23 protein-coding genes and 3 pseudogenes are annotated in these 24,028 nt (G+C 63.1%); 10 read left to right on the top strand and 16 right to left on the bottom strand.

Features of this window, described 5'->3' with window-relative positions:
- A pseudogene (locus BUB53_RS23315) lies at positions 1–179 on the top strand (IS630 family transposase); the annotation flags it as partial.
- Positions 180–227: 48 nt separating this feature from the next.
- Here BUB53_RS23315 and BUB53_RS21445 read toward each other — a convergent pair.
- From BUB53_RS21445 to BUB53_RS21515, 16 genes and pseudogenes are all read right to left on the bottom strand, one after another.
- Positions 228–1,385, bottom strand: a complete 1,158-nt coding sequence (locus tag BUB53_RS21445; protein WP_073038027.1) for an acyl-CoA dehydrogenase family protein — start codon at positions 1,383–1,385, stop codon at positions 228–230.
- A gap of 22 nt (positions 1,386–1,407) precedes the next feature.
- Positions 1,408–2,235: an HpcH/HpaI aldolase/citrate lyase family protein gene (locus tag BUB53_RS21450; protein ID WP_229709624.1), complete on the bottom strand. Its 828-nt coding sequence runs from the start codon at positions 2,233–2,235 to the stop codon at positions 1,408–1,410.
- Between the two features lie 19 nt (positions 2,236–2,254).
- The gene (locus BUB53_RS21455; protein WP_073038030.1) at positions 2,255–3,091 is read right to left on the bottom strand and encodes an HTD2 family dehydratase; all 837 of its coding nucleotides are present in this window, start codon (positions 3,089–3,091) and stop codon (positions 2,255–2,257) included.
- Positions 3,084–3,506 (bottom strand): NAD-binding protein, encoded by a 423-nt coding sequence (locus BUB53_RS23455; protein WP_327213571.1) that lies wholly within the window; start codon positions 3,504–3,506, stop codon positions 3,084–3,086. The genes BUB53_RS21455 and BUB53_RS23455 overlap by 8 nt, the downstream gene beginning before the upstream one ends.
- A pseudogene (locus tag BUB53_RS23460) lies at positions 3,504–3,992 on the bottom strand (NAD(P)-dependent oxidoreductase); the annotation flags it as partial. The pseudogene BUB53_RS23460 and the gene BUB53_RS23455, both read right to left, overlap by 3 nt.
- Positions 3,980–4,744 (bottom strand): SDR family NAD(P)-dependent oxidoreductase, encoded by a 765-nt coding sequence (locus BUB53_RS21465; RefSeq protein ID WP_073038035.1) that lies wholly within the window; start codon positions 4,742–4,744, stop codon positions 3,980–3,982. The gene BUB53_RS21465 and the pseudogene BUB53_RS23460, both read right to left, overlap by 13 nt.
- Positions 4,731–6,791 (bottom strand): FAD-dependent oxidoreductase, encoded by a 2,061-nt coding sequence (locus BUB53_RS21470; protein ID WP_159437892.1) that lies wholly within the window; start codon positions 6,789–6,791, stop codon positions 4,731–4,733. Before BUB53_RS21470 ends, BUB53_RS21465 begins: the two co-directional genes overlap by 14 nt.
- A 7-nt stretch (positions 6,792–6,798) precedes the next feature.
- Positions 6,799–7,608, bottom strand: coding sequence for an enoyl-CoA hydratase/isomerase family protein (locus tag BUB53_RS21475; protein WP_073038039.1), 810 nt, complete (start codon positions 7,606–7,608; stop codon positions 6,799–6,801).
- Between the two features lie 20 nt (positions 7,609–7,628).
- On the bottom strand, positions 7,629–8,408 hold the full coding sequence (locus BUB53_RS21480; RefSeq protein WP_073038041.1) for an SDR family oxidoreductase: 780 nt from the start codon (positions 8,406–8,408) through the stop codon (positions 7,629–7,631).
- Between the two features lie 9 nt (positions 8,409–8,417).
- Positions 8,418–10,340, bottom strand: a complete 1,923-nt coding sequence (locus tag BUB53_RS21485) for an AMP-binding protein (protein WP_143163309.1) — start codon at positions 10,338–10,340, stop codon at positions 8,418–8,420.
- A 2-nt stretch (positions 10,341–10,342) separates the two neighbouring features.
- Positions 10,343–11,065: an ABC transporter ATP-binding protein gene (locus BUB53_RS21490; RefSeq protein WP_073038042.1), complete on the bottom strand. Its 723-nt coding sequence runs from the start codon at positions 11,063–11,065 to the stop codon at positions 10,343–10,345.
- Positions 11,055–11,807: an ABC transporter ATP-binding protein gene (locus BUB53_RS21495; protein ID WP_073038044.1), complete on the bottom strand. Its 753-nt coding sequence runs from the start codon at positions 11,805–11,807 to the stop codon at positions 11,055–11,057. The genes BUB53_RS21490 and BUB53_RS21495 overlap by 11 nt, the downstream gene beginning before the upstream one ends.
- Entirely contained in the window at positions 11,797–12,735 is a 939-nt protein-coding gene (locus BUB53_RS21500; protein WP_073038045.1) for a branched-chain amino acid ABC transporter permease, read from the bottom strand. The genes BUB53_RS21495 and BUB53_RS21500 overlap by 11 nt, the downstream gene beginning before the upstream one ends.
- Entirely contained in the window at positions 12,728–13,603 is an 876-nt protein-coding gene (locus BUB53_RS21505; protein WP_073038047.1) for a branched-chain amino acid ABC transporter permease, read from the bottom strand. The genes BUB53_RS21500 and BUB53_RS21505 overlap by 8 nt, the downstream gene beginning before the upstream one ends.
- Before the next feature lie 36 nt (positions 13,604–13,639).
- Positions 13,640–14,821 (bottom strand): ABC transporter substrate-binding protein, encoded by a 1,182-nt coding sequence (locus tag BUB53_RS21510; protein ID WP_073038049.1) that lies wholly within the window; start codon positions 14,819–14,821, stop codon positions 13,640–13,642.
- A 50-nt stretch (positions 14,822–14,871) separates the two neighbouring features.
- Positions 14,872–16,116, bottom strand: coding sequence for a CaiB/BaiF CoA transferase family protein (locus tag BUB53_RS21515; protein WP_159437893.1), 1,245 nt, complete (start codon positions 16,114–16,116; stop codon positions 14,872–14,874).
- A gap of 109 nt (positions 16,117–16,225) precedes the next feature.
- Here BUB53_RS21515 and BUB53_RS21520 point away from each other — a divergent pair, with 109 nt between their 5' ends.
- The 9 genes and pseudogenes from BUB53_RS21520 to BUB53_RS21560 form a co-directional block, all read left to right on the top strand.
- Complete coding sequence (locus BUB53_RS21520; protein WP_073038051.1) at positions 16,226–17,080, top strand: IclR family transcriptional regulator; 855 nt, start codon at positions 16,226–16,228, stop codon at positions 17,078–17,080.
- The gene (locus BUB53_RS21525; protein ID WP_073038053.1) at positions 17,077–17,496 is read left to right on the top strand and encodes a MaoC family dehydratase; all 420 of its coding nucleotides are present in this window, start codon (positions 17,077–17,079) and stop codon (positions 17,494–17,496) included. Before BUB53_RS21520 ends, BUB53_RS21525 begins: the two co-directional genes overlap by 4 nt.
- Before the next feature lie 10 nt (positions 17,497–17,506).
- Positions 17,507–17,959 carry a MaoC family dehydratase gene (locus tag BUB53_RS21530; protein WP_073038055.1) on the top strand — a complete coding sequence of 151 codons (453 nt, stop codon included), beginning with the start codon at positions 17,507–17,509 and terminating at the stop codon, positions 17,957–17,959.
- Complete coding sequence (locus BUB53_RS21535) at positions 17,956–19,113, top strand: acyl-CoA dehydrogenase family protein (RefSeq protein WP_073038057.1); 1,158 nt, start codon at positions 17,956–17,958, stop codon at positions 19,111–19,113. Before BUB53_RS21530 ends, BUB53_RS21535 begins: the two co-directional genes overlap by 4 nt.
- On the top strand, positions 19,113–20,030 hold the full coding sequence (locus tag BUB53_RS21540; protein ID WP_073038069.1) for an SDR family NAD(P)-dependent oxidoreductase: 918 nt from the start codon (positions 19,113–19,115) through the stop codon (positions 20,028–20,030). Before BUB53_RS21535 ends, BUB53_RS21540 begins: the two co-directional genes overlap by 1 nt.
- Positions 20,030–21,226: an acetyl-CoA C-acetyltransferase gene (locus tag BUB53_RS21545; RefSeq protein ID WP_073038059.1), complete on the top strand. Its 1,197-nt coding sequence runs from the start codon at positions 20,030–20,032 to the stop codon at positions 21,224–21,226. Before BUB53_RS21540 ends, BUB53_RS21545 begins: the two co-directional genes overlap by 1 nt.
- A 7-nt stretch (positions 21,227–21,233) precedes the next feature.
- A complete protein-coding gene (locus BUB53_RS21550; RefSeq protein WP_073038061.1) occupies positions 21,234–22,478 on the top strand; it encodes an acetyl-CoA hydrolase/transferase family protein in 1,245 nt (414 codons plus the stop codon).
- Between the two features lie 26 nt (positions 22,479–22,504).
- Positions 22,505–22,900 (top strand): cupin domain-containing protein, encoded by a 396-nt coding sequence (locus tag BUB53_RS21555; RefSeq protein ID WP_073038063.1) that lies wholly within the window; start codon positions 22,505–22,507, stop codon positions 22,898–22,900.
- 73 nt (positions 22,901–22,973) lie between these two features.
- Positions 22,974–23,936: pseudogene (locus BUB53_RS21560) on the top strand (1-deoxy-D-xylulose-5-phosphate synthase N-terminal domain-containing protein); the annotation flags it as partial.
- Positions 23,937–24,028 lie beyond the last annotated feature (92 nt).

A 24,028-nucleotide genomic window follows, 5' to 3' on the forward strand; every position in this document is an offset into this window, starting at 1 on the left:
TCCAGCGTGGTGTGCACAGATCCGTCGCTGAATTGGAGGCTGACATCATGGCCTTCATCGATGCGCATAACGATAATCCAAAACCCTACAGATGGGTCAAATCAGCCGACGAAATCCTAACCTCCGTCAAACGCTTCTGCCTCAAGACAATGAACCGAACTTCGATTCCGGGTGACTAGTTCAATCAGGTCAGATTAACTCAACAGTCCCGTCCAACTTGACCTTCGTCAGTAACTTCGCGGCATCTTCAGCACGTGCTCGGCCAGGTAGGACAGGATCAGGTTGGTCGAGATCGGCGCGACCTGGTAGAGGCGGGTTTCGCGGAACTTGCGCTCGATGTCGTATTCCTCGGCAAAGCCGAAGCCGCCATGGGTCTGCACCGCAGCCTCCGCAGCCTCCCAACTAGCCTCTGCCGCCAGCATCTTGGCCATGTTCGCCTCGGCGCCGGGGTTTTGGCCCTGCTCGTAGAGGCGCACCGCCTCGTGCACCATCAGTTCGGCGCTGCGCATCCGCGCATAGGCCTGCGCGATGGGAAAGGAGACCCCCTGGTTCTGGCCGATGGGCCGCCCGAAGACCTCGCGGTCGGAGGCGTAGGTCGAGGCCTTGTCGATCAGCCATTTGGCATCACCGATGCATTCCGACGCGATCAGGATCCGCTCGGCATTCATGCCCGACATGATGTAGCCAAAGCCGCGCCCCTCTTCCCCGATCAGATTCTCGGCGGGAATTTCCACATTGTCGAAGAACACCTCGCAGGTCGCGTGGTTCATCATCGTGCGGATGGGGGAAATGCGCAGGCCATTGCCCTTTGCCGCAGTCATGTCGAGGATGAAGACCGACAGCCCGTCAGTCTTTTTCCTGCACTCATCAACCGGCGTCGTTCGGGCCAGCAGGATCATCAGGTCGGAATATTCCGCGCGGCTGGTCCAGATTTTCTGGCCGTTGACGATATAGCGGTCACCGTCCCGGCGCGCTGTCGTCTTGATCGCCGACGTGTTGGTGCCGCTGCCCGGTTCGGTCACGCCGAAGGCCTGAAGCCGCAGCGATCCATCGGCGATACCGGGCAGATATTGCTGTTTCTGTTCATCGTTGCCGTGCCGCAGCAGCGTGCCCATCGTGTACATCTGCGCATGGCAGGCCGCCGCGTTGCAGCCCGCGCGGTGGATCTCTTCGAGGATCGCGGAACCCGCCGACAGGGTCAGGCCGATGCCGCCGTATTCCTCGGGGATGAGCGCCGAGAGATACCCCTGCTCGGTCAGCGCGGTCACGAACTCGGTCGGGTAGGCGCGCTCCTGATCCAGCTTGCGCCAGTAGGCGCCGGTGAACCCTTCGCATAATTTCGTGACTGCATCGCGGATATCCTGGTGTTTCTCGATGTCCGACATGGCTGATTTCCTCATTTGATGTTCAATTTCGGTGCCACTCGGCACGGCGCCCGGTCAGATCTCGTGCAACGCCAGGATCTGGCGCGCGCGCAACAGCATCGAGCGGTCCACCATCTTGCCCTGCACTTCGACCACGCCGCCCTCCGCCGCGTCGAGCGCTGCAACCACGCGGCGCGCCCACTCGATTTCGGCCCCGGTGGGAGCGAAACCCGCATTGACGAAAGGAACCTGCCGAGGGTGGATGCAGAGCTTGGCGGCGAAGCCCATCTGGCGCGCGCGCGACATCCGCCGCGATTTCTTCGGCGTCATCAAGCGAGACCGTGACTCCGTCGATCGGTGCGGGCAGGTCGCTCAGCCGCGAGGCGAGGACAATCTCGAACCGTGCAGGATCGAGTACCGGGCCGGTGCCGGGGATGCGTGTATCCGCGCCGAAATCGATATTGCCGCAGGCAATGCGCGCCACCTCGGGAAGTCGAACGGTTGCACGCAGCCGGGAGAGCCCCTCTGCCGTCTCGACGATGGCTATGAGCGCCCTCCCCGGCAGCGCTGCCGCGATCCGGGCGAGCGCATCCGGCTCGGCCTTCGGCACCATGACCTCCGCCTTTTGCTGACGCGCCTGCAGGGCGATATCGTCTCGCCACCACGGCGTGCCTTCGGCGTTGATCCGCACGATGCTCTGGCCGCCTTCGTCAAACCAGGCGGCCACGTGGTCGCGCGCCATGTCCTTGGACTCGGCCCCGACGGCATCCTCGAGGTCAAGGATCACGCGGTGCGCCCCCGACGCGACGGCCTTGGCAAACCGCTCGGGCCGGTGGCCAGGCACGAAGAGATAGTTGAATGGGTCTGTCATCTATGGTGCCTGCTCCGCGTCAGCCTTCGGTGCTGCCGGTCATGTGGATGCCGCGCGCGCTTCGGGTGTGAAAATCTCCCTCGCCTGAAGGGTCGACGCAGACCGACAGGGTATCGCCGCAGATCGCCGGGGAGACGCCCCGATAGCTGATCCGGCCGTGCGCGCGGCCGCAACGCTTCGCCACGGCATTGAGCAGCAGCGTGGCCTGCAACGGCCCGTGAACGACAAGTCCATCATAGCCCTCGACCTTGGTCGCATAGGGCAGGTCGTAATGGATGCGGTGCGATACGAAGATGATCGCGGAGTAGCGGAAAAGCAGCGCGGGGCTGGTTGCAATCTCCCACAGCACAGGCAGATCGGGTCGCTCCGCGCCAAGGCCGGGCTTGGCCGCGGGCTGCGGCTTGGCCGAGACCGGGTCGCGATAGACGACGTCCTGCCGTTCGTGGATCGCCGTGCCGCGCTTGGTTTTGTAGTCATGCTCCAGCGTCACGATCCACAAGTCGCCCGAGCGCCCGGTCTTTTGCTTCACGTCCGAGATCACGGTTTTGCGCGTAACCCGGTCGCCAACCTGCAACGGCGCGATCAGGTCCAACTGCCCACCGCCCCACATCCGGCGCGGCAGTGGCGGCGGCGGAAGATAGGGGTATTGTGCCGGGTGCCCATCCGCCCCGAGCCCCGCCATCGGTTCGCGCGTGGGAAAGAGACACCAGTGGCTGCCAAGCGGCGCCTCGCCCGCCTTGATTGGGGCAAGATAGGGGTCCATCGTGGCGCGAAAACTGTCGACCAGCCGTTCGGTCATCATGTCCTCGGACATAAACTCGCGCCCAATCCAGTCGTGGGGATCCGTCTCAGCCATGATCTTCGGCCTCGACCTCTGGTGCGGAATTTGCGATCACGCTCCAGGTCTCGAATGTCTCGTCGCCGACCCCCGCCAGCACGGTGCGGAGCGCATTGGTCATCGGCAGGGGGCCTGCCCCGTCTCCGATGGACAGGGCGAGGTTTATATCCTTAGAGATGATGGATTGCAGTGCGTCGAATTCCCCCCGCGTTCCTGCCCACGCGGCATAGGCTTCGGATGCCGCATAGGGCGTTGCAGTCAGGAAGTTACGGCCGGTCCCAGCCTCGAATACCGGGATGGCATCGGGCAGCGACAGGCCGTTCTCGATCCCGATGCGGTAGGCTTCGGCGGCGACCATTAGCATCGATATGCCCACGAGGTTGTTGACGATCTTGGTGGCCTGCCCTGTTCCCAGTGCGCCGCAATGAAAGATCTCATCGCCGACTGCCTCCGCGACGGGGCGCAAGATCTCGCAATCGTTAATCGTGCCGCCCATGATGATCGCGAGAGTGCCCGCCCGCGCCTTGACCACGCCGCCGCTTACGGGCGCATCCATGATCCTGACACCGTATGGCTCCAGATCACGGCCAAACTCGCGCATCGTTTCGGGCGAGACGGTGCCCATGATCGCGATGAGGGGCTTGGCGTTTGTCAGCCCCTCGATGACACCGCCCACGCCGAAGATAACCTCGCGCGCCTGATCCGGCGTCGCGGTCATCACGATCACGACGTCACAGGAGGCGCAATCAGCAGGCCGGTCGGTGCAGCGCAATCCCAGCGCCACGAAGGGCGCGCGCGCCGCCTCGCTTCGGTCGCACACGGTCAGATCGAGACCAGCCTCGTGGAGGTTCATCGCCATCGGCGCGCCCATCACGCCGACGCCGATCATGGCGACACGTTGCGCGCTCATTGTGCGCCTCCGTGGATGGTCACGCCGCTGTCGACAGACATGACCTGCCCGGTGACGACACGCGCCTCGTCGGACCCGAGGTAAACGGCCATCTCAGCGATATCTATCGGCTGGCACGGACCGAGCAGGTGAATGTCGGCTAAAAGACGGATTTCCTCGCGCTCCTTCATGATCCGCTCTGCGCGGGGCGTCATCACGAGGCCGGGCGCGATGGCATTCACGCGGATCTTGTCGGGCGCGTATTCCACCGCCATCGACCGGGTCATCGACGCCACGCCGCCCTTGGCCGCCGTGTAGCAATCGCGTTCTGTCAAGGCCATCAGGGCGGCCATCGACGACATGTTGACAACCGAACCGCCGCCCGCGCGCGCGATCTCGGGGATCGCGTATTTGCAGCACAGGAAGGTGCCGTAGAGGTCGAGCTTAATGACCCGCCAGAATTCCTCGTCCGGGGCTTCGGTCACGCGCCCGTCGGCGGGACTCGACCCGCCTGCGACATTGCACAGGATATGGAGTGCGCCGAACCGGTTGACCGTTGCGGCCATCGCGGCCTTGACGCTCTCGGGATCGGTGATGTCGCAGACATGGGCGTGCCCGTTCTCGCCCGCGCCCGCCTCCTTGAGACAGTCCTCCAGTGCGTCCGCATCAATGTCGGCGGCGACGATCCGCGCGCCGTCTTCGATATAGCGGCGGCAGATCGCGCGGCCAATCCCGCCCGCCGCGCCGGTGATGAACGCGGTTTTTCCCTCAAGCCTCGGCATAGTTCCCTCCTGATCCAATCATCCACCCTGCGCGCTCTCCATCGACGATGGCGTGATCCACCTGTCGCGGCGCGAGCGCGTCGCCGACGACATGCACCTCAAGTCCCAGCGCCCGAAGCGGATCCGCCAGCCCGTTGCGCGCGACGTTTCCCATCGCCAGAACGATGGCACCATCGTGATCGAGCCGCGTCTTCGCCCCGCCAAAGCGATCCTCGCAGAGCACCGCATCCGGAAGGATCCGCGTGACGAACATGGCTGGTCGCACGGCAACGCCCATGCGCGCCAGCTTGCGGTAAAGCTGCGGCGCGTGGTGCACGGGAAGGTCGGCCCCGGCGTGCATGTGCGGCGTGATGATCGTTACTCCGCAGCCTCGCGAGGCGAGCTTTTCCGCCGCCGCGGTGCCCGACAGGTGTGGGTCGTCCTCGACCACGATCACATCACCCGAAAATCGCTCGGGGTTCTGGAACGCGTCCCAGACAGTGGCGACGCGCTCGTGATATGCGCCTTGTATCCCGTCAGCCCCGGGCCGCAGTGACGTGTAGCCATCGACGCGCGGCTCGGACCCGGTCGCGACGACGGCAACGGCATAGCCCTCATCGGCAATCGCACCCGCCTCGGCCCGGGTGCCCAACCGGATGGTCACGCCAGCCCGGTCCAGCATCTCGGCCTGCCAGCGGTGGATCTCGCTATAGCCCCGACGCGAGCCTGTCTCTGCGGTCATCAGGTTCTGACCGCCCAGTGCGTCGGTCGCCTCGAATAGCGTCACGTCATGGCCGCGCTCGGCGGCAATGCGCGCGGCGGCCATGCCCGCAGGGCCGCCGCCGATGACCGCGACCTTGCGGTACCGTGCAGCGTTTCGCATCTTGCCCATGCCTAGCTGGGACTCGCGCCCGACGGCGGTGTTGTGGATACAGCCCACGCCCCGGCCGCGATCAAGCCCGACGATGCAAGTCTGGTTGGAGTAGGTGCAGAGGCGGATACCAGCACGATCGCCGCGCTGCGCTTTCAGGGGCCACTCGGGATCCGATATCAGCGCACGCGCCATGCCGATCATGTCCGCCTGCCCCTCGACCAGTACCGCCTCAGCGTCCTCGGGCGTGGCAATCCGCGACGAGACGCAGACCGGCATACCGCCTGCCGCTTCGCGGATCTGCCCCGCGTAGGGGGCAAACTGCGCGGTAGGCGCGGTGATGTCGGAAATCCAGCCCGGATAGTGCAACGAGGTGAGCCCGCTCACGTTGACATAGCTCGCCCCGCCGACGCGCAATCGCCGGGCGATCTCGGTCGCGTCGTCGATCGTCAGCCCGCCGGGCACCTCGTCGACCGCGTTCATGCGCACACCGATCAGGAAATTTTCCCCCGCCGCGGCCCGCACTGCCGTCAGCGTGTCCATCAGGAACCGCATCCTGTTATCCAGCGACCCACCGTAGGCATCCGCGCGCTTGTTGGTGACCGGCGAGAGAAATTCGTGCAGCAGATAGCCTTGGGCCGCGAAAAGCTCGACGCCAGCTGCGCCCGCCGCCTGCATATTGAGGGCGGCATGGACCATCGTGACGATGTATTCCTCGATATCGCCTTGGTCCATCTCCTTGGGGATCTCGCCCGTGCGCGGGCAGGCCAGGGGGGAGGGCGCGAAAAGCGGCAGGCCGAACTGCGTCGTGCCGGGCGAGCGAAGCTGCCGACCGCTGGCGTTGAGCTGCGCCACAAAATGCGCGCCATGCCAGGTAATCTCGGCAATCATGCGGGCGTATTCGGGCTGCAGGCTGGTATCGTTAGCAAGGTCGAGCCCACCAAACGGTGTCGTCTCAAGCGCGCCACCCCAACTGCCCATCGTTTTCCACGAATTGGGCATCAGGAAATTGGACATGATGATCAGTGCGGCACCGCCCTTGGCACGCTCGACATGGTAGGCCGCCGTGCGGTCGATTGCCGAGCCGTAGCCCCCGCCGAACATCACCGCGTGCGGCATCATGGCAATGCGATTGCGCAGCGTGACGTGACCAAGGGTCAGGGGCTCGAATAGCCGGGGATATGCGGTCTTGTCCACCATCAGATCAGAACGGCGCTTTTTTCGGGAAGTCCGGCGGGCGCTTTTCCTCGAATGACTTCAACCCTTCCTTGAGGTCGGGCCCGGAAAAACCCAGCATTTCTAGCGCAAGGGAAGTATCGAAGGTCGGCCCCGCCTGCCGCAACCAGTTGTTGAGCGCGTATTTCGTCCACTGGATGGCCGAGGGGGCGCCATTGGCCAACCGCATGGCGACCTCGAGCGCCTTGTCGTCGAGCTCGCCATCCTCGACCGCGAGGGCCACGATGCCGAGCCGCTCGGCCATTTCGCCGGTCACGGGCTCGTTCAGCAGGACGTGATACTTGGCCTTCGCCATGCCGCAAAGAAGCGGCCAGATGATCGCCGCGTGATCGCCCGCCGCCACGCCGAGGCGCACATGGCCATCCACCAGCTTTGCGGTCTTGGTAGCGATGGGGATATCAGAGACCAGTGCCGCAGCTAATCCCGCGCCCACGGCGGAACCGTTGATCGCCGACACGATGGGCTTGGAACAGTTGATGATATTGTAAACCAGGTCGCGCGCTTCGCGCCACATGTTGGCACGCTCCTCGAAGCTCTGCGCCAGCTTTTCGACGACATCGAAATCGCCCCCCGCCGAGAACGCTTTGCCTTTGCCCCGAAGGATCACCGCGCACGTGTCGGGATCACGGTCCACCACGCGCCAGATATCGGCCAGTTCCCGGTGCCCGTCGGCATCTAACGCATTGAGCCTGTCGGGCCGGTTCAGGGTCAGGCGCAGCACCCCGTCGGCAGGGCGATCCACCAGTATCGAGGGAAAGGACGAATAGGCGTCGGACATGGGGTGACTCCTCCAGGAAATCAGATTGAGCGGCGTGAGGTCAGTCCGCCGTCGATGGTGATGATGGTTCCGGATGTGTAACCTGAGCGCGGCGAAGCCAGGAATGCGAAGAGATCCGCGACCTCGCGCACGGAGGCGGGACGGCCCAGTGGATAGGCCTCCATCAATTCGGTGTAGCGGCTCTGGTCGCCCCACTGCTCGACCGCGCGCTTCTTCATGATGTTGACGATACGATCCGTCGCGACCGGCCCGGGGTTGACGCCCACGACGCGGATACCGTCACCAAGGCTCCGGCCGCCAAGCGCGCGGCTGAATCCCATCAACGCAGCATTGCCGGTCGACCCCGCGATATAGCGAAAGTCGAAATTCTCTCCACCGTTTCCGATATTGTTCAGAATGACGCCGCCGCCGGCCTCTTTCATCCGGGGATAGATCGCGCGGCAAAGGTCGATATAGCCGAAGACCTTGACCTTCCAGCCGTCGCGCCATGCGTCTTCGTCTACCTGCCATAGATCGCCACCGGGAATGGCACCGGCATTGTTCACGAGCACATCCACCTCATCGGCCGCGTCCGCGATGGCCTTGGCTGCCCCTTGCGTCGCGATGTCTCGCTCCTGACACACGACGGCGACGCCATGTTCGGAGCCCAGCCTTTCGGCCAGAGCCCTCAGCTTGTCCACGGACCGCGCCACGAGGTGCAGATCGCAGCCTTCCTCGGCAAAGACCTCGGCCAGCCCTTCGCCAATCCCCTGCGATGCCCCGGTGATGAGAACCTTCTTTCCGCGAAGTCCAAGATCCATGTTGTTCTCCTATTCAGCCTTCATGATGCGCGCGATCTCGTCGATAGCTTCGGGGTTGACGAGGGATGAAAGATCACCTGGCGGGTTGCCGGAATGAACGCTTCGGATGACGCGCCGCATGATCTTGGAACTGCGTGTCTTGGGAAGCTGCGGCACGATGTAGACGGCACTTGGCGCGAACGGCGCGCCGAGGCGGTCCTTGACACGCGCCCGGGCCACTTGCCGGATATCGTCGGGCGCCTCCTCGCATGTGAGGAACACCACGATGGTCTGCCCCTTGTCGGCATCCGTGGCGCCAATGACCGCAGCCTCGATTACCCCGTCGATCTCGACGAGTATTTCCTCGACCTCTCCCGGCCCGACCCGTTTGCCTGCGACCTTGATCGTGTCGTCCGAGCGCCCAAGCATAAAGTAATGGTCATCATCCGTGTGCAGCGCCAGATCGCCATGCACCCAAAGCCCCGGAATGGTCTGCCAGTAGCTTTCGAGATAACGCGCCTCGTCCTCCCAGAAGCTCGCCGTCATGCCGATAAAGGGCGCACGGATCGCAAGCTCGCCGACCGACCCGGTCAGCGACTGCCCATCGGGATCAATCACATCTACCGCCACCCCGGGCGACCGGACGTTGAACCCCCCCGGCAAGATGGGTTTGGTTACGACGCTCGCCAGCAGCGCGCCCGAGACCTCGGTGCCGCCGGTATAGTTGATCAACGGGCATTCTCCGCGCCCGAAATGCCGCTCGAACCAGACGAAATGCTCTGGCGCGATCGCTTCGCCCGCGGTGATGAGCACCTTGATCGACGAAAGATCCGGCGCGGTCGCTGTGGCGCCGTGCGCGGCAAGGCCCCGGATAAGCGTCGGGGCCGATCCGAAATGCGTGGCCTTGTAGCGCTCGACCAGCCGCCCCATGCGCGACCAGTCTGGGTAGTCGGGAGCGCCGTCATAGCAAACGAGGGTCGCCCCGCGCAGCAGCGCCGCACCCAGAATCAAGGCCCCTGCGATCCAGCCCATGTCGGCAGGCCAGCAGAACACATCGCCCGGCTCCACGTCGAAATGCACAGCGGAATCATGCGCGATCTTGACTGGAAAACCGCCATGCACATGCACAGCGCCCTTGGGTTTGCCCGTTGTGCCGGAGGTGAAGATCACCATGAAAGGATCGTCCGGCGACATCAGGGCCGACCGGCTGTCCGGCTCCGCGTCCTGCGGAATATCGCGCCAATCGGTGACATCGTCCGGCGCAGGTGCCGCCTCCGATCCCTTGACGATGACATGTTGCAACTCGGGGAGGTCGCGGCGCACTTTGGCCAGCATGTCGGCCGTTGCTATGAAGCGCCCGCGCCGGTAAAAGCCGGTCGTGGTGATCAGAGTCCGCGCACCGCAGGGGGCAAGCCGTGACACCACCGCATCACTCCCGAACCCGCTGAAGAGCGGCACGACGATTGCACCTATATAGGCGATGGCCAACAGCGATACGGACGCCTCGACCCCGTTCTCCATAAGCAGGCCCACGCGATCTCCACGCGCGATGCCCCGCGCCTTCAGACCGGCGGCAAAGCGGCGGACCTCGTTGGCTAGTTCCGCGTAGGTAACGCTGCGCGACGTGCCGTCCTCGCTTTCGGCGACGATGGCGATCCTGTCGCGGCCCTCGTCACGCTCAAGGATCATATCAGTCCAGTTCATCTCTCCGCCGACGAACCACGAGGGGAATGGCGCGCCACGCGAACGGTCGCAATAAGTGTCGTATTCGCGGCTGAACCGTACGTCGCAGAAATTGACCACCTCGCGCCAATAGCGTTCGGGGTGTTTCAGCGAGAAGTCATAAAGCGCATCGAAATCCGCGACACCCAGCCGCCGGGCGAGTGCGGTGACCTGCGCCTCTTCGATATAGGTCTCGGTCGGTTGCCAGATGTTGTTGCTGTCCAGTCCCATGATCAAATCCCCAGATAGGCGCGCTGCACCTCCGCGCTCTGCGCCAGCGTGTCCGCCTCGTCTCCCATGACGATGGCTCCGCCTTCTAGTATGTATCCGTAATCGGCAACCTCGAGCGCGACCTCGGCGTTCTGCTCGACCAGCAACACATCGACACCGCTTTGGGCGATGGTAGTCACGATTTCCGCGATGCGATCGACGATCGCTGGGGCAAGACCGATGGTCGGTTCATCGAGCAGAAGAACCCGCGGATCGCTCATCAATGCGCGCGCGACGGCGATCATCTGCTGCTGTCCGCCGCTGAATTTCGCTGCCTGAGTTGAAAGTCGGTCGCGCAGTTCGGGAAAGAGGTCGAGCACATGCTCGCGATTGCGCTTCACAGCCTTCTGATCGGTTCGCGAGAATGCGCCCATCTCCAGGTTTTCGAGCAAGGTCATCTCACCAAACAGGCGTCGCCCTTCGGGCACGACCGACAGCCCCTTGGCCACCAGCAGATCCGGGGACTGCCCGACGACATTCTCGCCAAAAAGACGCACCTCGCCCGCGACCGGCTTGACGAGGCCGCAAATCGTCTTGATCAGGGTCGACTTGCCCGCCCCATTGGCGCCGATGATCGTCAGAATCCGGCCCTCGCGCAGTTGGATGGACACGTCGTTGAGCGCCGGCACGACACCGTAGCGCACCGACAGGTTCGAGACCTGGAGAGGAGGAGCTTCAGTTGCCATGGCGATGCCCCAGATATGCGTTGATGACGTTTTGATCGCTGCGGATCTCGGTCGGCGTGCCGGTTGCCAGAACCTCGCCGTGATGCAGCACGACGATGCGGTCGCACACCTGCATCACCGCCTTCATGTTGTGTTCGACCAGCAGCACGGAACAGCCGAAATCGTCGCGAATACGCTCCAGCATCGACAATGTATCGGTTACTTCGGTCTGGTTGAGGCCAGTCAGCGGCTCGTCGAGACAAAGCAACCGGGGCCGCGCTGCAAACGCGATGCCGATGGAGACAAGTCGCTGGATCCCGTGCGGAAGCGTGCCCGCAGATTCCGCCAGATAGGAGGTAAGCCCAAGCATTTCGGCGGTCTCCTCGGCCCGCTTGCGCCGGGCGGCGTGACCTCTGATGCCGTGCAGCGTTCCCAGCAGGATATTTTCGTGTACCGTCATGCTTGGCATCAGGCTGCCGTGCTGGAAGGTGCGCACAAGGCCCATGCGGCTGATCACCATCGACGATCTGCCGGTGCAATCGCTCCCTAAGATCTTCAGCGATCCCGAGGACGGTTTGTAAAAGCCGCTGATCAGGTTAAACGTCGTGCTTTTGCCCGCGCCATTAGGGCCGATCAGGCCGAGAATCTCTCTAGGCCGGATCTCGAAATCAACGTCGTTTACGGCGATTAGGCCCCCGAACCGCCGGGTCAGCCCCGAGGTCTTCAAGAGCGGCTCGGTGCTGTTCTGGCTCTCAGTCTGCATTCCGCTTCCCCCTTGCCATGACAAAATCTCGTCCCTTGTGAAGCAGTCCGGTGACGCCCTCTGGCATCAACAGGACGGCCAGCACGATGGCCGCGCCATAGAAGATGTGTTCGTGCCCGCCGAGACCGAGCGCGTAGCTGCCCAGTACGACGAGTAGGATGGCCCCAACGATCGGGCCGACGATGTTGTCCTCTCCGCCGACCTTGACATAGGCGAGCGCGAAAGCCGCCAGAAGGAAACTGAAATCGCCGGGGCTGATGACGTTGTTGACCACCGCGTGCAGGCTGCCCGCGACGCCCGCGGCAAAGGACGCAATGGCAAAGCAGGCGACCTTGACGAAAAGGATATTCAGGCCAACCGTACGTGCCACGTCCTCGTTGTCTCGAATGGCGGTGAAGATCTTGCCGAAGTCGGATTTCTCGATGACGTAAAGTACGAAGATGAGCAGCGCCGCGATGGACATCACGAACGTCGGCATCCACGGATCGAAGGCGATCGGCGGGAAGATCCCGACCATGCCGGAATTTCCGCCCAACCCCATGCTCTTGGAATAGATGATGCGTACCGCTTCCGTGAAGGCAAAGCCGATCAGAAGGAAATAGGGCCCCTTCGTGCGCAAGGTCACATAGCCGAACACTACGCTGACCGCCGCAGCGGCGATGCCGCCCGAAATCATCGCAATGCCAAACGGCCAGTCCCAAATGGTGAGGACCGATCCGGTCGTGTAAGCCCCGATGCCGACGAACGCCGCGGTGGCGAAGTTCAGCTCTCCGATCAGCATCACGAACCGCAGGCTGACCGCGATCAGCGCGGCGATGGACACGAGGTTGACCACGCTCGCCACATAGGGGTCACTCACCAGGAGCGAGGCGCCGATCGCCGCGGCGATGCCGGCCGCGCAGTAAGGAAGTCTAAGAGTATCAGCCATGTCCCATCAGCCCCTTCGGACGCACCTGCAGGACAACTATCACCAGAACGAAGATCGTGATCGTCGCCGATGTCGGGTCAAGGTAAAAGGATCCCACCGTTTCGATCACCGCAACAAAGAGCGCTCCGAGGATGGCCCCCGGTATACTGCCCAGCCCGCCGATGATGACGGCAATGAACCCCTTGATCAGGTAGTCGGCGCCGATGACCGGTGTGACGATTGAAATGGGCGCGATCAGCGCACCCGCGAGCGCAGCAAGAACGGCTGCAATCATGAAACCCGCCAGTGCCAAACGACTGTAGGGCACGCCCTGCAACATCGCCGCCTCATGATCGATGGATACGGCGCGCAGCGCCTTGCCCAGCTTCGTGTAGGTCAGCGCCCAGTAGAGGGCCGCAGTGATCACCACCGCCATCCCGCAGAGAAAGAGCCGCTGCTGGGTCACCGACGCGCCGAGGATTTCGACGCTGCCTGGCAGGATCTCGGGCACGGCGCGCACGCCCCCCCCGAAAATCTCCAGGAAGATGCCATCGAGCAGAAGAACCAACCCGATGGACAGGATAAACGAGCCCACCATGTCGCGCTGGAAATACTTGAACCCGAACACGTAGATGATGAACCCGAGCGCCGCCGAGGCGGTCACCCCGGCCAGCACCGCGAGCAGATAGGCAGGCAGGATCGGTATTCCCATGCCCGCCAGCCACGACAACATCACCGCCACGAGCAGCGCCGACACGGCAAATAGATGGCCGTGGGCGAAGTTCACGATCCGCATGACGCCGAAGATTAGCGTCAGACCGAGGGAGAACAGGATGTAGACCGCACCTATCTGCAGACTCGTCAGTGTGAGTTGTATCACGGTTTGCATGACCGGAGCACCTTTTCAGTTCAGATCCAGCGAAGGTTATTTGCCGTCCGGGTCGACACGACCCAGTTCGACAAGTTCGCCGTCCTGAATCTGTGTGATGATCACCGGCAGGCGCATCTGCTGAACGGTGCCGTAGGTTTCCTCACCGTAAAAGCCGATCTCGCTGCCATAGAAGGTGCGGAAGGTCACGCCCGGCATCACGGCGGCGACTTCCTTGGGCTCGATGCTGTCGGCGGCTTCCATCGCGGCCTTGAGCGCGTAGATCGAATCGTAGAACCCGATATGGATCGCGTTGAGCGACTCGCCGATCTCGGCACGGGCCTCTTCGTTGACCTCCTTCTGGTGATCGGTGACCTCGTCGCCGACAAAGGACACGGCGGCCCCCATGTAGACGCCTTCGACCGCGTCACCGCCGGTGGCCTTGATGCCATCCGCACCGGTGCCGACCTCGACGACTTTCACGCCATCCCAGCCGATCGCGGCCAGTTCGCGGAAAACCGCACCCGCATCTGCCGGGGGCGAACCACCCAAGTCAATGATGTCCGGATTCAGCGCCGCGAGGCGCGCGGCGATGGGCTGGAACTCGGTCGTGCCGCGCTCATAGAAATCGCTGCTCAGAAGTTCGATCCCGGTGTCTTGCCAGACTTTCCGCGCGACTTCCTCAGTATCCTGGCCCGAGGCGTCGTTGGGGTTGAGCATCGCCAACGTCTTGGCGTCAGGATGCTGTTCGGCAATGAAGGGAATAAGGTTCGGTAGAATTTCGAACGGTGTGTTCATTTGCGTGAAGGTCAGGGGAAATTTTGGACCCTTGACGGTAAAGCCCCAGGCCGTGGTGAAGAGCAGAACGCCTTGCCGTTCGGTCAGCGACTGCATCGCCTTGACCGGTGCCGTGCCGAGGCTGCCGCCGATGAACTTAATGCCCTCGCGGTTCAGCAGGGTTTGCGCCACCTTGGTACCGTCGGCTGCGTTGTACTTGTTGTCATAGGCGACGCATTCGAAATTATAAGCTTGGCCATCGACGGTTACGCCGCCGGCTTCGTTGATCTCCTTGACCGCGCGCTCGCACATGAAAACAGAGCCTCTGCCCCAGACGGCCCCGCCGCCCGACAGCGGCACAGACAGGCCGAGCTTGATGGTCTCCTGCGCGCCTGCGATAGACCCCATCATGCCCATCGCGACCCCCAAGGTCGCCATTTTTAACGTTCTCAATCCAGACATTTCCGTTCTCCTCCTATTGGCGAGCGGTCTGAGCCGCCCAATTTTGCGACTCAGTCCCTAGCCGTCTGTGGTAACGTGAGTTTGTGAATCTCCTCCGGTCCGAACCCAAATCGCGTTAGTAATTCGTATGAATCTGCCCCCAGTTCGGGCGCTGGCTGCCCTGCGTTGGCCATGGCTGCGGCGGTGCGGATCGCCCCGGTTACGACCGGCAGATCAATATCAGCGCCGCCGATGCCGCAGGGCGCCGGATCGTTGCGAAATAAACCGCCATCTTTGATTTCCGGTGCGCGCAACGCAGCGGCGGGTGTCAGAGCGGGGCAACTGGGGATGCGCGCGGTCTCCAGTTGTGCCAGGCACTCTTCCATCGTGCGCCCGGCGCACCAGTCGGCCATGATCTCACTCAGCACCGCACCGTTCTCGCCCCGGCCAAGGTCAGAAGCAAAGCGGGGGTCATCGATCAGTTCCTCGCGTCCGATCAAACGCGCCCAGCGGGCAAACATCCCGTTACCGATGACCTGCACCATGATCCAACCGTCGCGCAGCTCGAACAGGTCGGATGGCCCTGCAATCGGGCTGCGATTCGCCAGCGCCTCGCGTTGCCGTGCACCCGACGCCTCCTCCATCAGCATGGGGTTAGTCATCGTGACCGCACTGCCCAGCAATGACGCCTGCACATGCTGCCCCTGCCCTGTCCGGGTCCGTTCGTAAAGCGCCGAGACGGTTGCAAAGGCCGCCGCCATTGCCGTGCTGAAATCGACATATGACACCGCGGCCCGCATCGGGCGCTCGCCGGTCCCGGTCAGGTGCATCGCACCACTCAACGCCTGGCCCGTCCCGTCAAACCCGGTGCGGTCCTTCGCGTCGCCCTCGAAACCCAGTGCAGAGATTGTGGTGAGGATGATGTCGCTTTGCAGCGCCTTGAGGCTTTCGTAGTCCAGCCGCGCCCGCTGTAGCGCGGAGGGCGGCAGGTTGACCACAACGACATCCGACTGCGCAACCAGACGCTCAAAGACTCTGCGACCCTCGTCCGCCGTGATATCCAGCGCAAGCGACTTCTTGTTGCGGTTGACCTGCATGTAGAGCGCGCCGCGCCCCTCCATGCCGATCGGCATGACGTCCCGGTCCGGTGCGCCCTCTGGCGGCTCTATGCGAATAACCTCTGCCCCCTGATCGGCCAGCAGTGCGGCGCAGTATGGTGCAGCGATGTATCGCCCGAGGTCGAGCACGCGAATCCCTGACAGCCCGGACGCTTCCGGCGCTCTCTGGGATAGGGGCTCGTCTGCTTTGGCTGTCACGTCATTGTATCCGTCTGGCTTGATTTTTTATCGTCACAGAATGGTTGAATTTCGATTTGTTATTTTTTATAGTGAACATCATTCACAGAGTTCTGAAAGCCATTCATACATGAATCAAGCCACCGATCAAGTCCCCGCTCCAAAAATCGTCGGAGCCGTCGCAAACGCATTTTCGATCTTGCGGGTGCTTGCGCAGGCGGGCGAGCCGATGGGTGTGGCGACGGTGGCAAGGGCCACGAATATGAGCGTCAGCACCTGCTTCAACATCCTTCGCACATTGGCATCAGAGCGGTTGGTGGAGTTCGATGGAGACGCCAAGACCTACCGGCTCGGCGCGGGGATGCTGGAGTTTTCCGTGCCGCTGCTCGGCGTCAATCAGATTGATCTGATCCGACCGGAGCTTCAAAGGCTTTCGGCGGATCACAACAGCCTCATTTGTCTCTGGCAGATCACGGAGACGGAGCGCGTTGTGCTCGTGGACCGCATTGCGACGGGTCGCAACGTTCGCGTGGACATGCCGCTTGGCGCGCGCCTGCCCGTCTATGTGGGTGCGGTCGGGCGATGCTACGCCGCGCTTGCGGGGCTCGAGCAACGTGATCTGAAGGAAAAATTCGAAGGGCTGCAGTGGCAGGACTCGCCGACATTCGACGACTACCTAGCCGATGTGCGACGCGCCGCAGTCGACGGCTATGCGTTCGACCTTGGGAAACTTTTCGTCGGGGTTGAGATCGCCGCGTCCATCGTCACCGATGCCAGTCGAAAGACCCGCCTCGGCATAAGCGGAATCAATATCGCGAACCAGCTGCCGCGCGACGATCTGGAGCGCCTTGCAGTTGATATCCGCAACTCAGCCGACTGGATCAGCGAGACGCTCTTTGGCGTGTCGATGGGCGTGCGCCAAGCGGATCGCCGCGCTGCCACGCCCGGGCCGGATCCCACCCCCAACCAGAGGCCGGCATCATGACAATCAAGGCCGCGACAGATGTCTGGACCTTCGCCGATTTTCGCCCCGGCCAGAGTTTTGGCGAGATGTCTATCATCCTCGACGCCAGCCGGCTTGCCAAGTGGGAAGCGATCTATGGCGGCGGATCGGAACCCGTCGTCCCGTCCCGGCCCTTGCCGCGCGGAATGCTTGTTACCTGCATGATGGAGGCCTATCTCGGCCTGATCCAGCCCCGCCCGCCGGGCAACATCCACGCCGGTCAGAGCCTCGACTTCGGTTCTGGCCATGTGCGGCTGGGCGATACGGTCACCATGACAGCAACCTGCCGGGACAAGACGGAACGTAAGGGGCGCGGCTGGGTGACCTTCGCGCTTACCGTGACTCGGGGCGCCGACACGCTCCTGAGCGGTGATGTCCGCTCCGTCTGGGCAAGGTGAGGGCAGCGCAATGACGGACCGATCCGACCACCACGCTCTGCCCGACAACCTGGATCTCGGGCAGTTGCAGACCACGCCCGAGATGACCGAGCGCTACGCAGCGCTGACAGACGACTACAACCCGATCCACCTTGATGCCGACTTCGCCTCTAAAACCGCATTTGGCGCGCCGATCATTCACGGAACCATGGGCCTCAACCTGCTCGTCGAGTCGCTTGAGACCACATTCGGTGACAGCTTTCCCGAGCTAAGGATCGACGTCCGGTTCATTCGCCCGGTCCGCGTCGGCAGCACCATAAGGGCACGCGGAAGGCTTACCGACGCTAACGCCCGCCGCTACGAGATTTTCGTCGAAACCGAGACAGGCGACCGCGCTGTTGAGGGAACATGCAACCTTGGACCGCCCGCGCCGATATCGGCACGGGACAGCGCCAAGGGGAACAACCCAGAGGACCATTCATGAGTCAGGCCATTGACGACGACACATTCCAACAGCTCCGGGACATGATCCAGCGCTTCGTGACCGAGCGGCTCGTGCCGAACGAAACCCGGCTCGAGATCGAGGATGAAATTCCCGAAGAGATCGTCACCGAAATGCGCGAGCTGGGTCTCTTCGGCTTGACCATTCCGCCCGAATACGGCGGCACCGGCTTGACCGCCCGGCAGGAAGCCCAGATCGCGCAGATCTTCGGCCACACAGCACTCGCCTTCCGTTCGCTTCTGGCCACGAACATTGGTATCGGCGCGCGCGGGTTGATCTTCGAAGGCACCGACGCGCAAAAGGAAGCCTACCTGCCCCGGCTCGCCAGTGGCGAATTGATCTGCGCCTTTGCCCTTACCGAGCCCGACACCGGCTCTGACCCCGCGAACCTCACGACGAAGGCGGTGCGCGACGGCGATGACTATCTCATTTCCGGCACCAAGCGCTACATCACGAATGCCGAGCGCGCGGGCCTCTTCACCGTTATGGCTCGCACTGATTTCGACGCCCCTGGGGCCGACGCGATCTCGGCCTTCCTTGTACCGAGCGACGCGCCCGGCCTCACCGTGGGCAAGAAGGATCGCAAGATGGGCCAGCGCGGCACGACCACGTCGGACGTGGTGTTCGACAAGGTGCGCGTGCCCTCTAGCGCCATCATCGGCGAAACGCCCGGTCGCGGCTTTCGCCTCGCCATGCGGGTGCTCGACCGTGGCCGCATCCATATCGCGGCGCTGGCGACAGGGATGTGCGACCGGCTGATCTCGGAGATGGTGGAGTATGCCAAGAACCGGCGGCAGTTCGGCAATCCCATTGCCGAGTATCAGCTGATCCAGGCGATGATCGCCGACAGCTACACCGAATATCGCGCTTCCAAGGCGTTGGTCGAGGAAACAGCGGGCATCTATGACGACACCGGCGCGGCCCGCACCGAGGCGTCGGCGGCGAAGTATTTCGCGACAGAGGCGGTGGGCCGCGTCGCCGACCGCGCAGTGCAGGTGCATGGCGGTGCCGGCTACATGAGCGAATACCCCGTCGAACGGTTCTACCGAGACGTGCGCCTGTTGCGCATCTACGAGGGCACCAGCCAGATCCAGCAGCTTCTGATTGCCCGGCAAGTCCTGAAAGGAGAGGCATGATGAACGAGGAAAAAATGCTCGACGGCAAGGTCGTTGTCGTTACCGGCGCGGGCGGCGGCATTGGGCGCGATATCGCGCTGATGGCCGGCGCGCACGGGGCGCATGTGGTGGTTAACGACATCGGCGCAAGCCTTCGCGGCGAGGGGCAGGACGAGGGGCCCGCCGCCAGCGTGGTACAGGAGATCGAGGAGGCCGGTGGCAAGGCTGTGGCCAACACCGACAGCGTGTCCGAGCCCGACGCCGCCCAGCGGATCATCGAGACGGCGATCGACACCTTCGGGCGCGTCGATTGCATCGTGAACAACGCGGGCATTCTGCGCGATACATTCTTTCACAAGATGACCGACGAGGAATGGGACAGCGTTCTTAAGGTGCATCTTAACGGGACGTTCAACGTCAGCCGGGCAGCCGCGCCGCATTTCAAAGCGCAGGGATCGGGAAGCATGGTTCACATGACCTCGACCTCGGGGTTGATCGGCAACCTCGCGCAGGGAAATTACTCGGCGGCGAAGCTGGGCATCACGGCGCTATCCAAATCCATCGCGCTCGACATGCAGCGCTTTGGCGTGCGGTCAAACTGTATCGCGCCCTTTGCATGGAGCCGCATGATCAGCTCGATCAAGGTCGACACCCCCGAACAGGAACAACGCGTCGCGCGACTCAAGCAGATGACGCCGGCCAAGGTGGCGCCGCTCGCCATCTACCTGCTGGCGGATGCCTGTGATACCTCGGGACAGATATTCGCCGTTCGGAACAACGAGATATTCCTGATCAGCCAGCCACGCCCGATCCGGTCGGTCCATAATTCCGAAGGCTGGACACCCGCGCAGATCGGCGCGCAGGCAATACCGGCCCTCAAGGCGAGCTATTACCCGCTCGAGGTGTCGGCCGATGTCTTCTCGTGGGATCCGGTCTGATGCGCCGCGCCGCCATTATCAGCCCGCTTCGTACCCCCGTCGGCCGCTTTGGTGGTGCGCTCAGGGATGTGCAGGTCGAACAGCTTGGCGCAGCCGTTGTGCGCGCCCTGCTGGAGCGCACCGGACTCGACCCCGCGCGGATCGACGACGTGGTGTTCGCCCAGTCCTATGCCAATTCTGAAACTCCCTGCGTTGGCCGCTGGATCGCGCTTGAGGCCGGGCTGCCGATCGAGGTGCCGGGGATGCAACTCGACCGACGCTGCGGTGGTGGGCTGCAATCCATCGCCACCGCCGCGATGATGGTCCAGAGCGGGGCCTGCGACGTCGTGCTTGCCGGGGGCGTCGAGAGCATGAGCAACATCGAGTTCTATACCACTGGCATGCGTTGGGGTACGCGGATGGGTAACACCGCGCTTTACGACCGGCTTGACCGGGGGCGCGAACGCTCGCAGCCCGAGCACCGGTTCGGCTTCATCTCCGGCATGATCGAAACGGCCGAAACGCTCGCCGACAAGTACGATATTCCCCGCGAGGCCGCCGACGCCTTCGCCGCGCGCAGCCATCAGCGCGCCGCCGCGGCATGGGACGAGGGCCGGATGGCGGCAGAGGTGGTGCCGATCGCGGTGCCGCAGCGGCGCGGCGATCCGGTTACGGTCGAGCGCGATGAAGGCATCCGGCCCGAAACGACCGCCGAGGGGCTCGCCAAGCTTCGTGCGCTGCAGAAAGACGGCACAGTGACAGCGGGCAACGCGGCGCAACAGAACGATGCCGCTGCCGCCTGCCTAGTGGTTGCGGAAGATCAACTGGAGGCGCTTGGCCTCACGCCGGATGCCTTTCTCGTCGGCTGGTCTGCCGCCGGGTGCGATCCCGCGCAGATGGGCATTGGGCCGGTGCCGGCGACCGAGCGGGTGATGCGGCGCAGCAGTCTTTCGCTCGATCAGATGGACCTGATCGAAGTGAACGAAGCGTTCGCGACACAGGTGCTGTCTGTGCTGAAATGCTGGGGTGACATCGATCCTGATCGAGTCAATGTCAACGGATCAGGCATCTCGCTTGGCCATCCCATTGGCGCGACCGGAGTGCGGATCATGACCACGCTGCTGCACGAGATGAAGCGCCGCGAGGTTCGCTATGGATTGGAGACGATGTGCATCGGCGGCGGTCAGGGCATGGCCGCGATCTTCGAGCGCGCCTGAGGCCTCCATGCACCAGCCAAAAGTCACAGATACGCTGAGGTTTGCCGATCTGATCCGGCCGGGCGACGTAGTGGCCTGGGGTCAGGCTTGCGGCGAGCCGTTAAGCCTGACCCGACAGCTCATGGCGCAACGTCACCAGATTGGCGGCTTTGGGGCTTTCATCGGCATCAGTCTTGCCGATAGTGCCGATCCCGAACATGCCGATTGCGTGCGCTTCCGGTCCTTCTGCGGGACGGGCCGGAACGGGCGTCTCGCGGCATCGGGCAAGCTCGAGATCCTGCCGCAGCATTACTCGCAGCTTGCAAGCGTTCTCATGCGCCAGGTGGACGTCTTGATGCTGCAGGTAGCCCGGCACCCCGATGGCGGCTACAGCCTTGGGGCGTGCTGCGATTACGTCGCGGCCCTGGTCCCTACCGCGCGCCTCGTGATCGCGGAGGTGAACCGGCAGGCCCCTGTTACCGACGCGCGGATCGACGCGCTGCAGATCGACGTGGTGGTGGAGGCGGACTACGCCCCCGCCGCAATGACGGCGCAGCCCCCCTCCCCTGCCAATCGCAGGATCGCCGCTCATGTCGCCAGCCTGATCGACGATGGCGCAACGCTCCAGTTCGGGCTTGGCGCTACGCCCGATTGCGTGGCGGCGCTGCTTCTGGATCGCAAGCACCTCGGGCTTCACGGCGGTGTTCTGTCGGATGCCGGCATGGCGCTCATGGCCTCTGGAGCGATCGACAATTCGCGCAAACCGATCGATGCGGGCCTCTCGGTCGCGGGCACGCTTCTGGGCACGTCCCAGCTTCTTGCCTTCGCGGATGGCAACGCGGCCATCGCCATGCGCCGGATCAGCCACACGCACGACAACGCCACGATCGCCCGGCTTCCGGCCTTCACCGCGATCAACTCGGCGCTCGAGGTGGACCTGTCGGGGCAGGCAAATACCGAATCGGCGGGGGGGCGGTATCTCGGCACGATTGGCGGGGCAGTGGATTTTTCGCGTGGCGCGCAGGCCTCGGAGGGCGGCAAGGCTATCCTTGCGCTCACCGCGACAGCCCAACGCCGGGATGGCACCCTCTTCAGCCGCATCGTGCCGCACCTGTCGGGTCCGGCCACGGTCGGACGCGGGGATATCGGTATTGTCGTCACCGAACACGGGATCGCCGATTTACGGGGCCAGACGCTTGATGAACGACGCCGCAGGCTTACCGCCATCGCCGACCCAGCGTTTCAGGACGACCTGATCGCGGCCGATCAATAGAGCGATACCACAAGGGAAAGACGCAAATGTTCGAACTCGACATGACAGAGGGATGGGAACCTGTTCCGGACACCACCGGCATCGCGCAAAAACCGCTGAGCGGTAATTTCGACGAAGCGAACGCGCAAGGCTATCGCACCCGCTGCGTGCGCGTGGCGCCAGGTGGTGAAACAGACGAGCCGTTCGTGCATGCCTATTGGGAAGAGGTATTCGTTCTCGAAGGCACGCTGACCTCCAAGGCCGATGGCACCAGCGTCACCGCACCGGCCTACGTCATCCGCCCGCCGGGCACGCCCCACGGCCCGATCCTGTCGGAAGGTGGCTGCGTTCTGATCGAGTTCCAGTATTTCTCGGACAGGTCCCTCGGAATGCGTGAGCATCTCGATCACATGGCTCTCGGCGAGAGCGGCGGCGCGAACTGATCGGGGCGCCTGATGCCGGGACCAGATGGTGCCGCAAAATATACCCACGCTTATAGCAAAGGACGATGTCACCATGACCGCGCCCATCACGCAACTCAAGACGATCGAACAGCAGCTCCTTTGGCTCTCGCACTGGATGATCCACCACGCTAACCACGTACGCCCCAAGGTCGACGACATAAAGGTCGGTGGGCATCAGGCCAGCAGCGCCTCGATGGTGTCAATCATGACCGCGCTTTATTTCTCTGCGCTTCGGCCCGAGGACCGGGTCGCGGTCAAACCCCATGCCAGCCCGGTGTTTCATGCCATTCAGTACCTCATGGGTAACCAGACGCGCGACCGGCTTGAAAAATTTCGCGGTCTGGGCGGCGCGCAGAGTTACCCCAGTCGAACCAAGGATACCAACGATGTGGATTTCTCGACCGGATCAGTCGGGCTGGGTGTGGCGATCACCTCCTTCGCGTCGCTCGTGCAGGACTATATCGCCGCAAAGCCTTGGGGTGAGACTCTCCCAAAGGGGCGGATGGTGGCCCTTGTCGGCGACGCGGAACTGGATGAAGGCAACGTCTATGAAACCTTGCAGGAAGGCTGGAAGAACGATCTTCGGAACTGCTGGTGGATCATCGACTACAACCGCCAGTCGCTTGATGGGGTGGTGCGCGAGGGCCTATTCGAAAGAATCGAGAAGATCTTTGATGCCTTTGGCTGGGATGTGGTCCGGGTCAAGCATGGCGTGCTGCAACGCGCGGCCTTTGCCAAACCCGGTGGCGACAAGCTTCGCAACTGGATCGATACCTGTCCGAACCAGCAATATTCAGCGCTCACGTTCATGGGGGGCGCGGTCTGGCGCAAGCGCCTGATGGACGATCTTGGCGATCAGGGCGACGTGACGGCGCTGTTGGAACGGCATAGCGATTCCGAATTGGCGGCGTTGATGGAGAACCTTGGCGGCAACTGCGTCGAGACGATGGCGGAAGCCTTTGCCAGTATCGACCATGACCGGCCGACCTGCTTTCTCGCTTACACGATCAAGGGTGTTGTCACGTTAACCTGTCGGCAATCGGCGAAGGCATCGCGTTAGTGGGATCAGGCGATGTTCGCAGCCGTTTTCCAGACATCAAGTGCCTG

The organism is Roseovarius pacificus, assembly GCF_900142665.1.
GTDB lineage: Bacteria > Pseudomonadota > Alphaproteobacteria > Rhodobacterales > Rhodobacteraceae > Roseovarius > Roseovarius pacificus.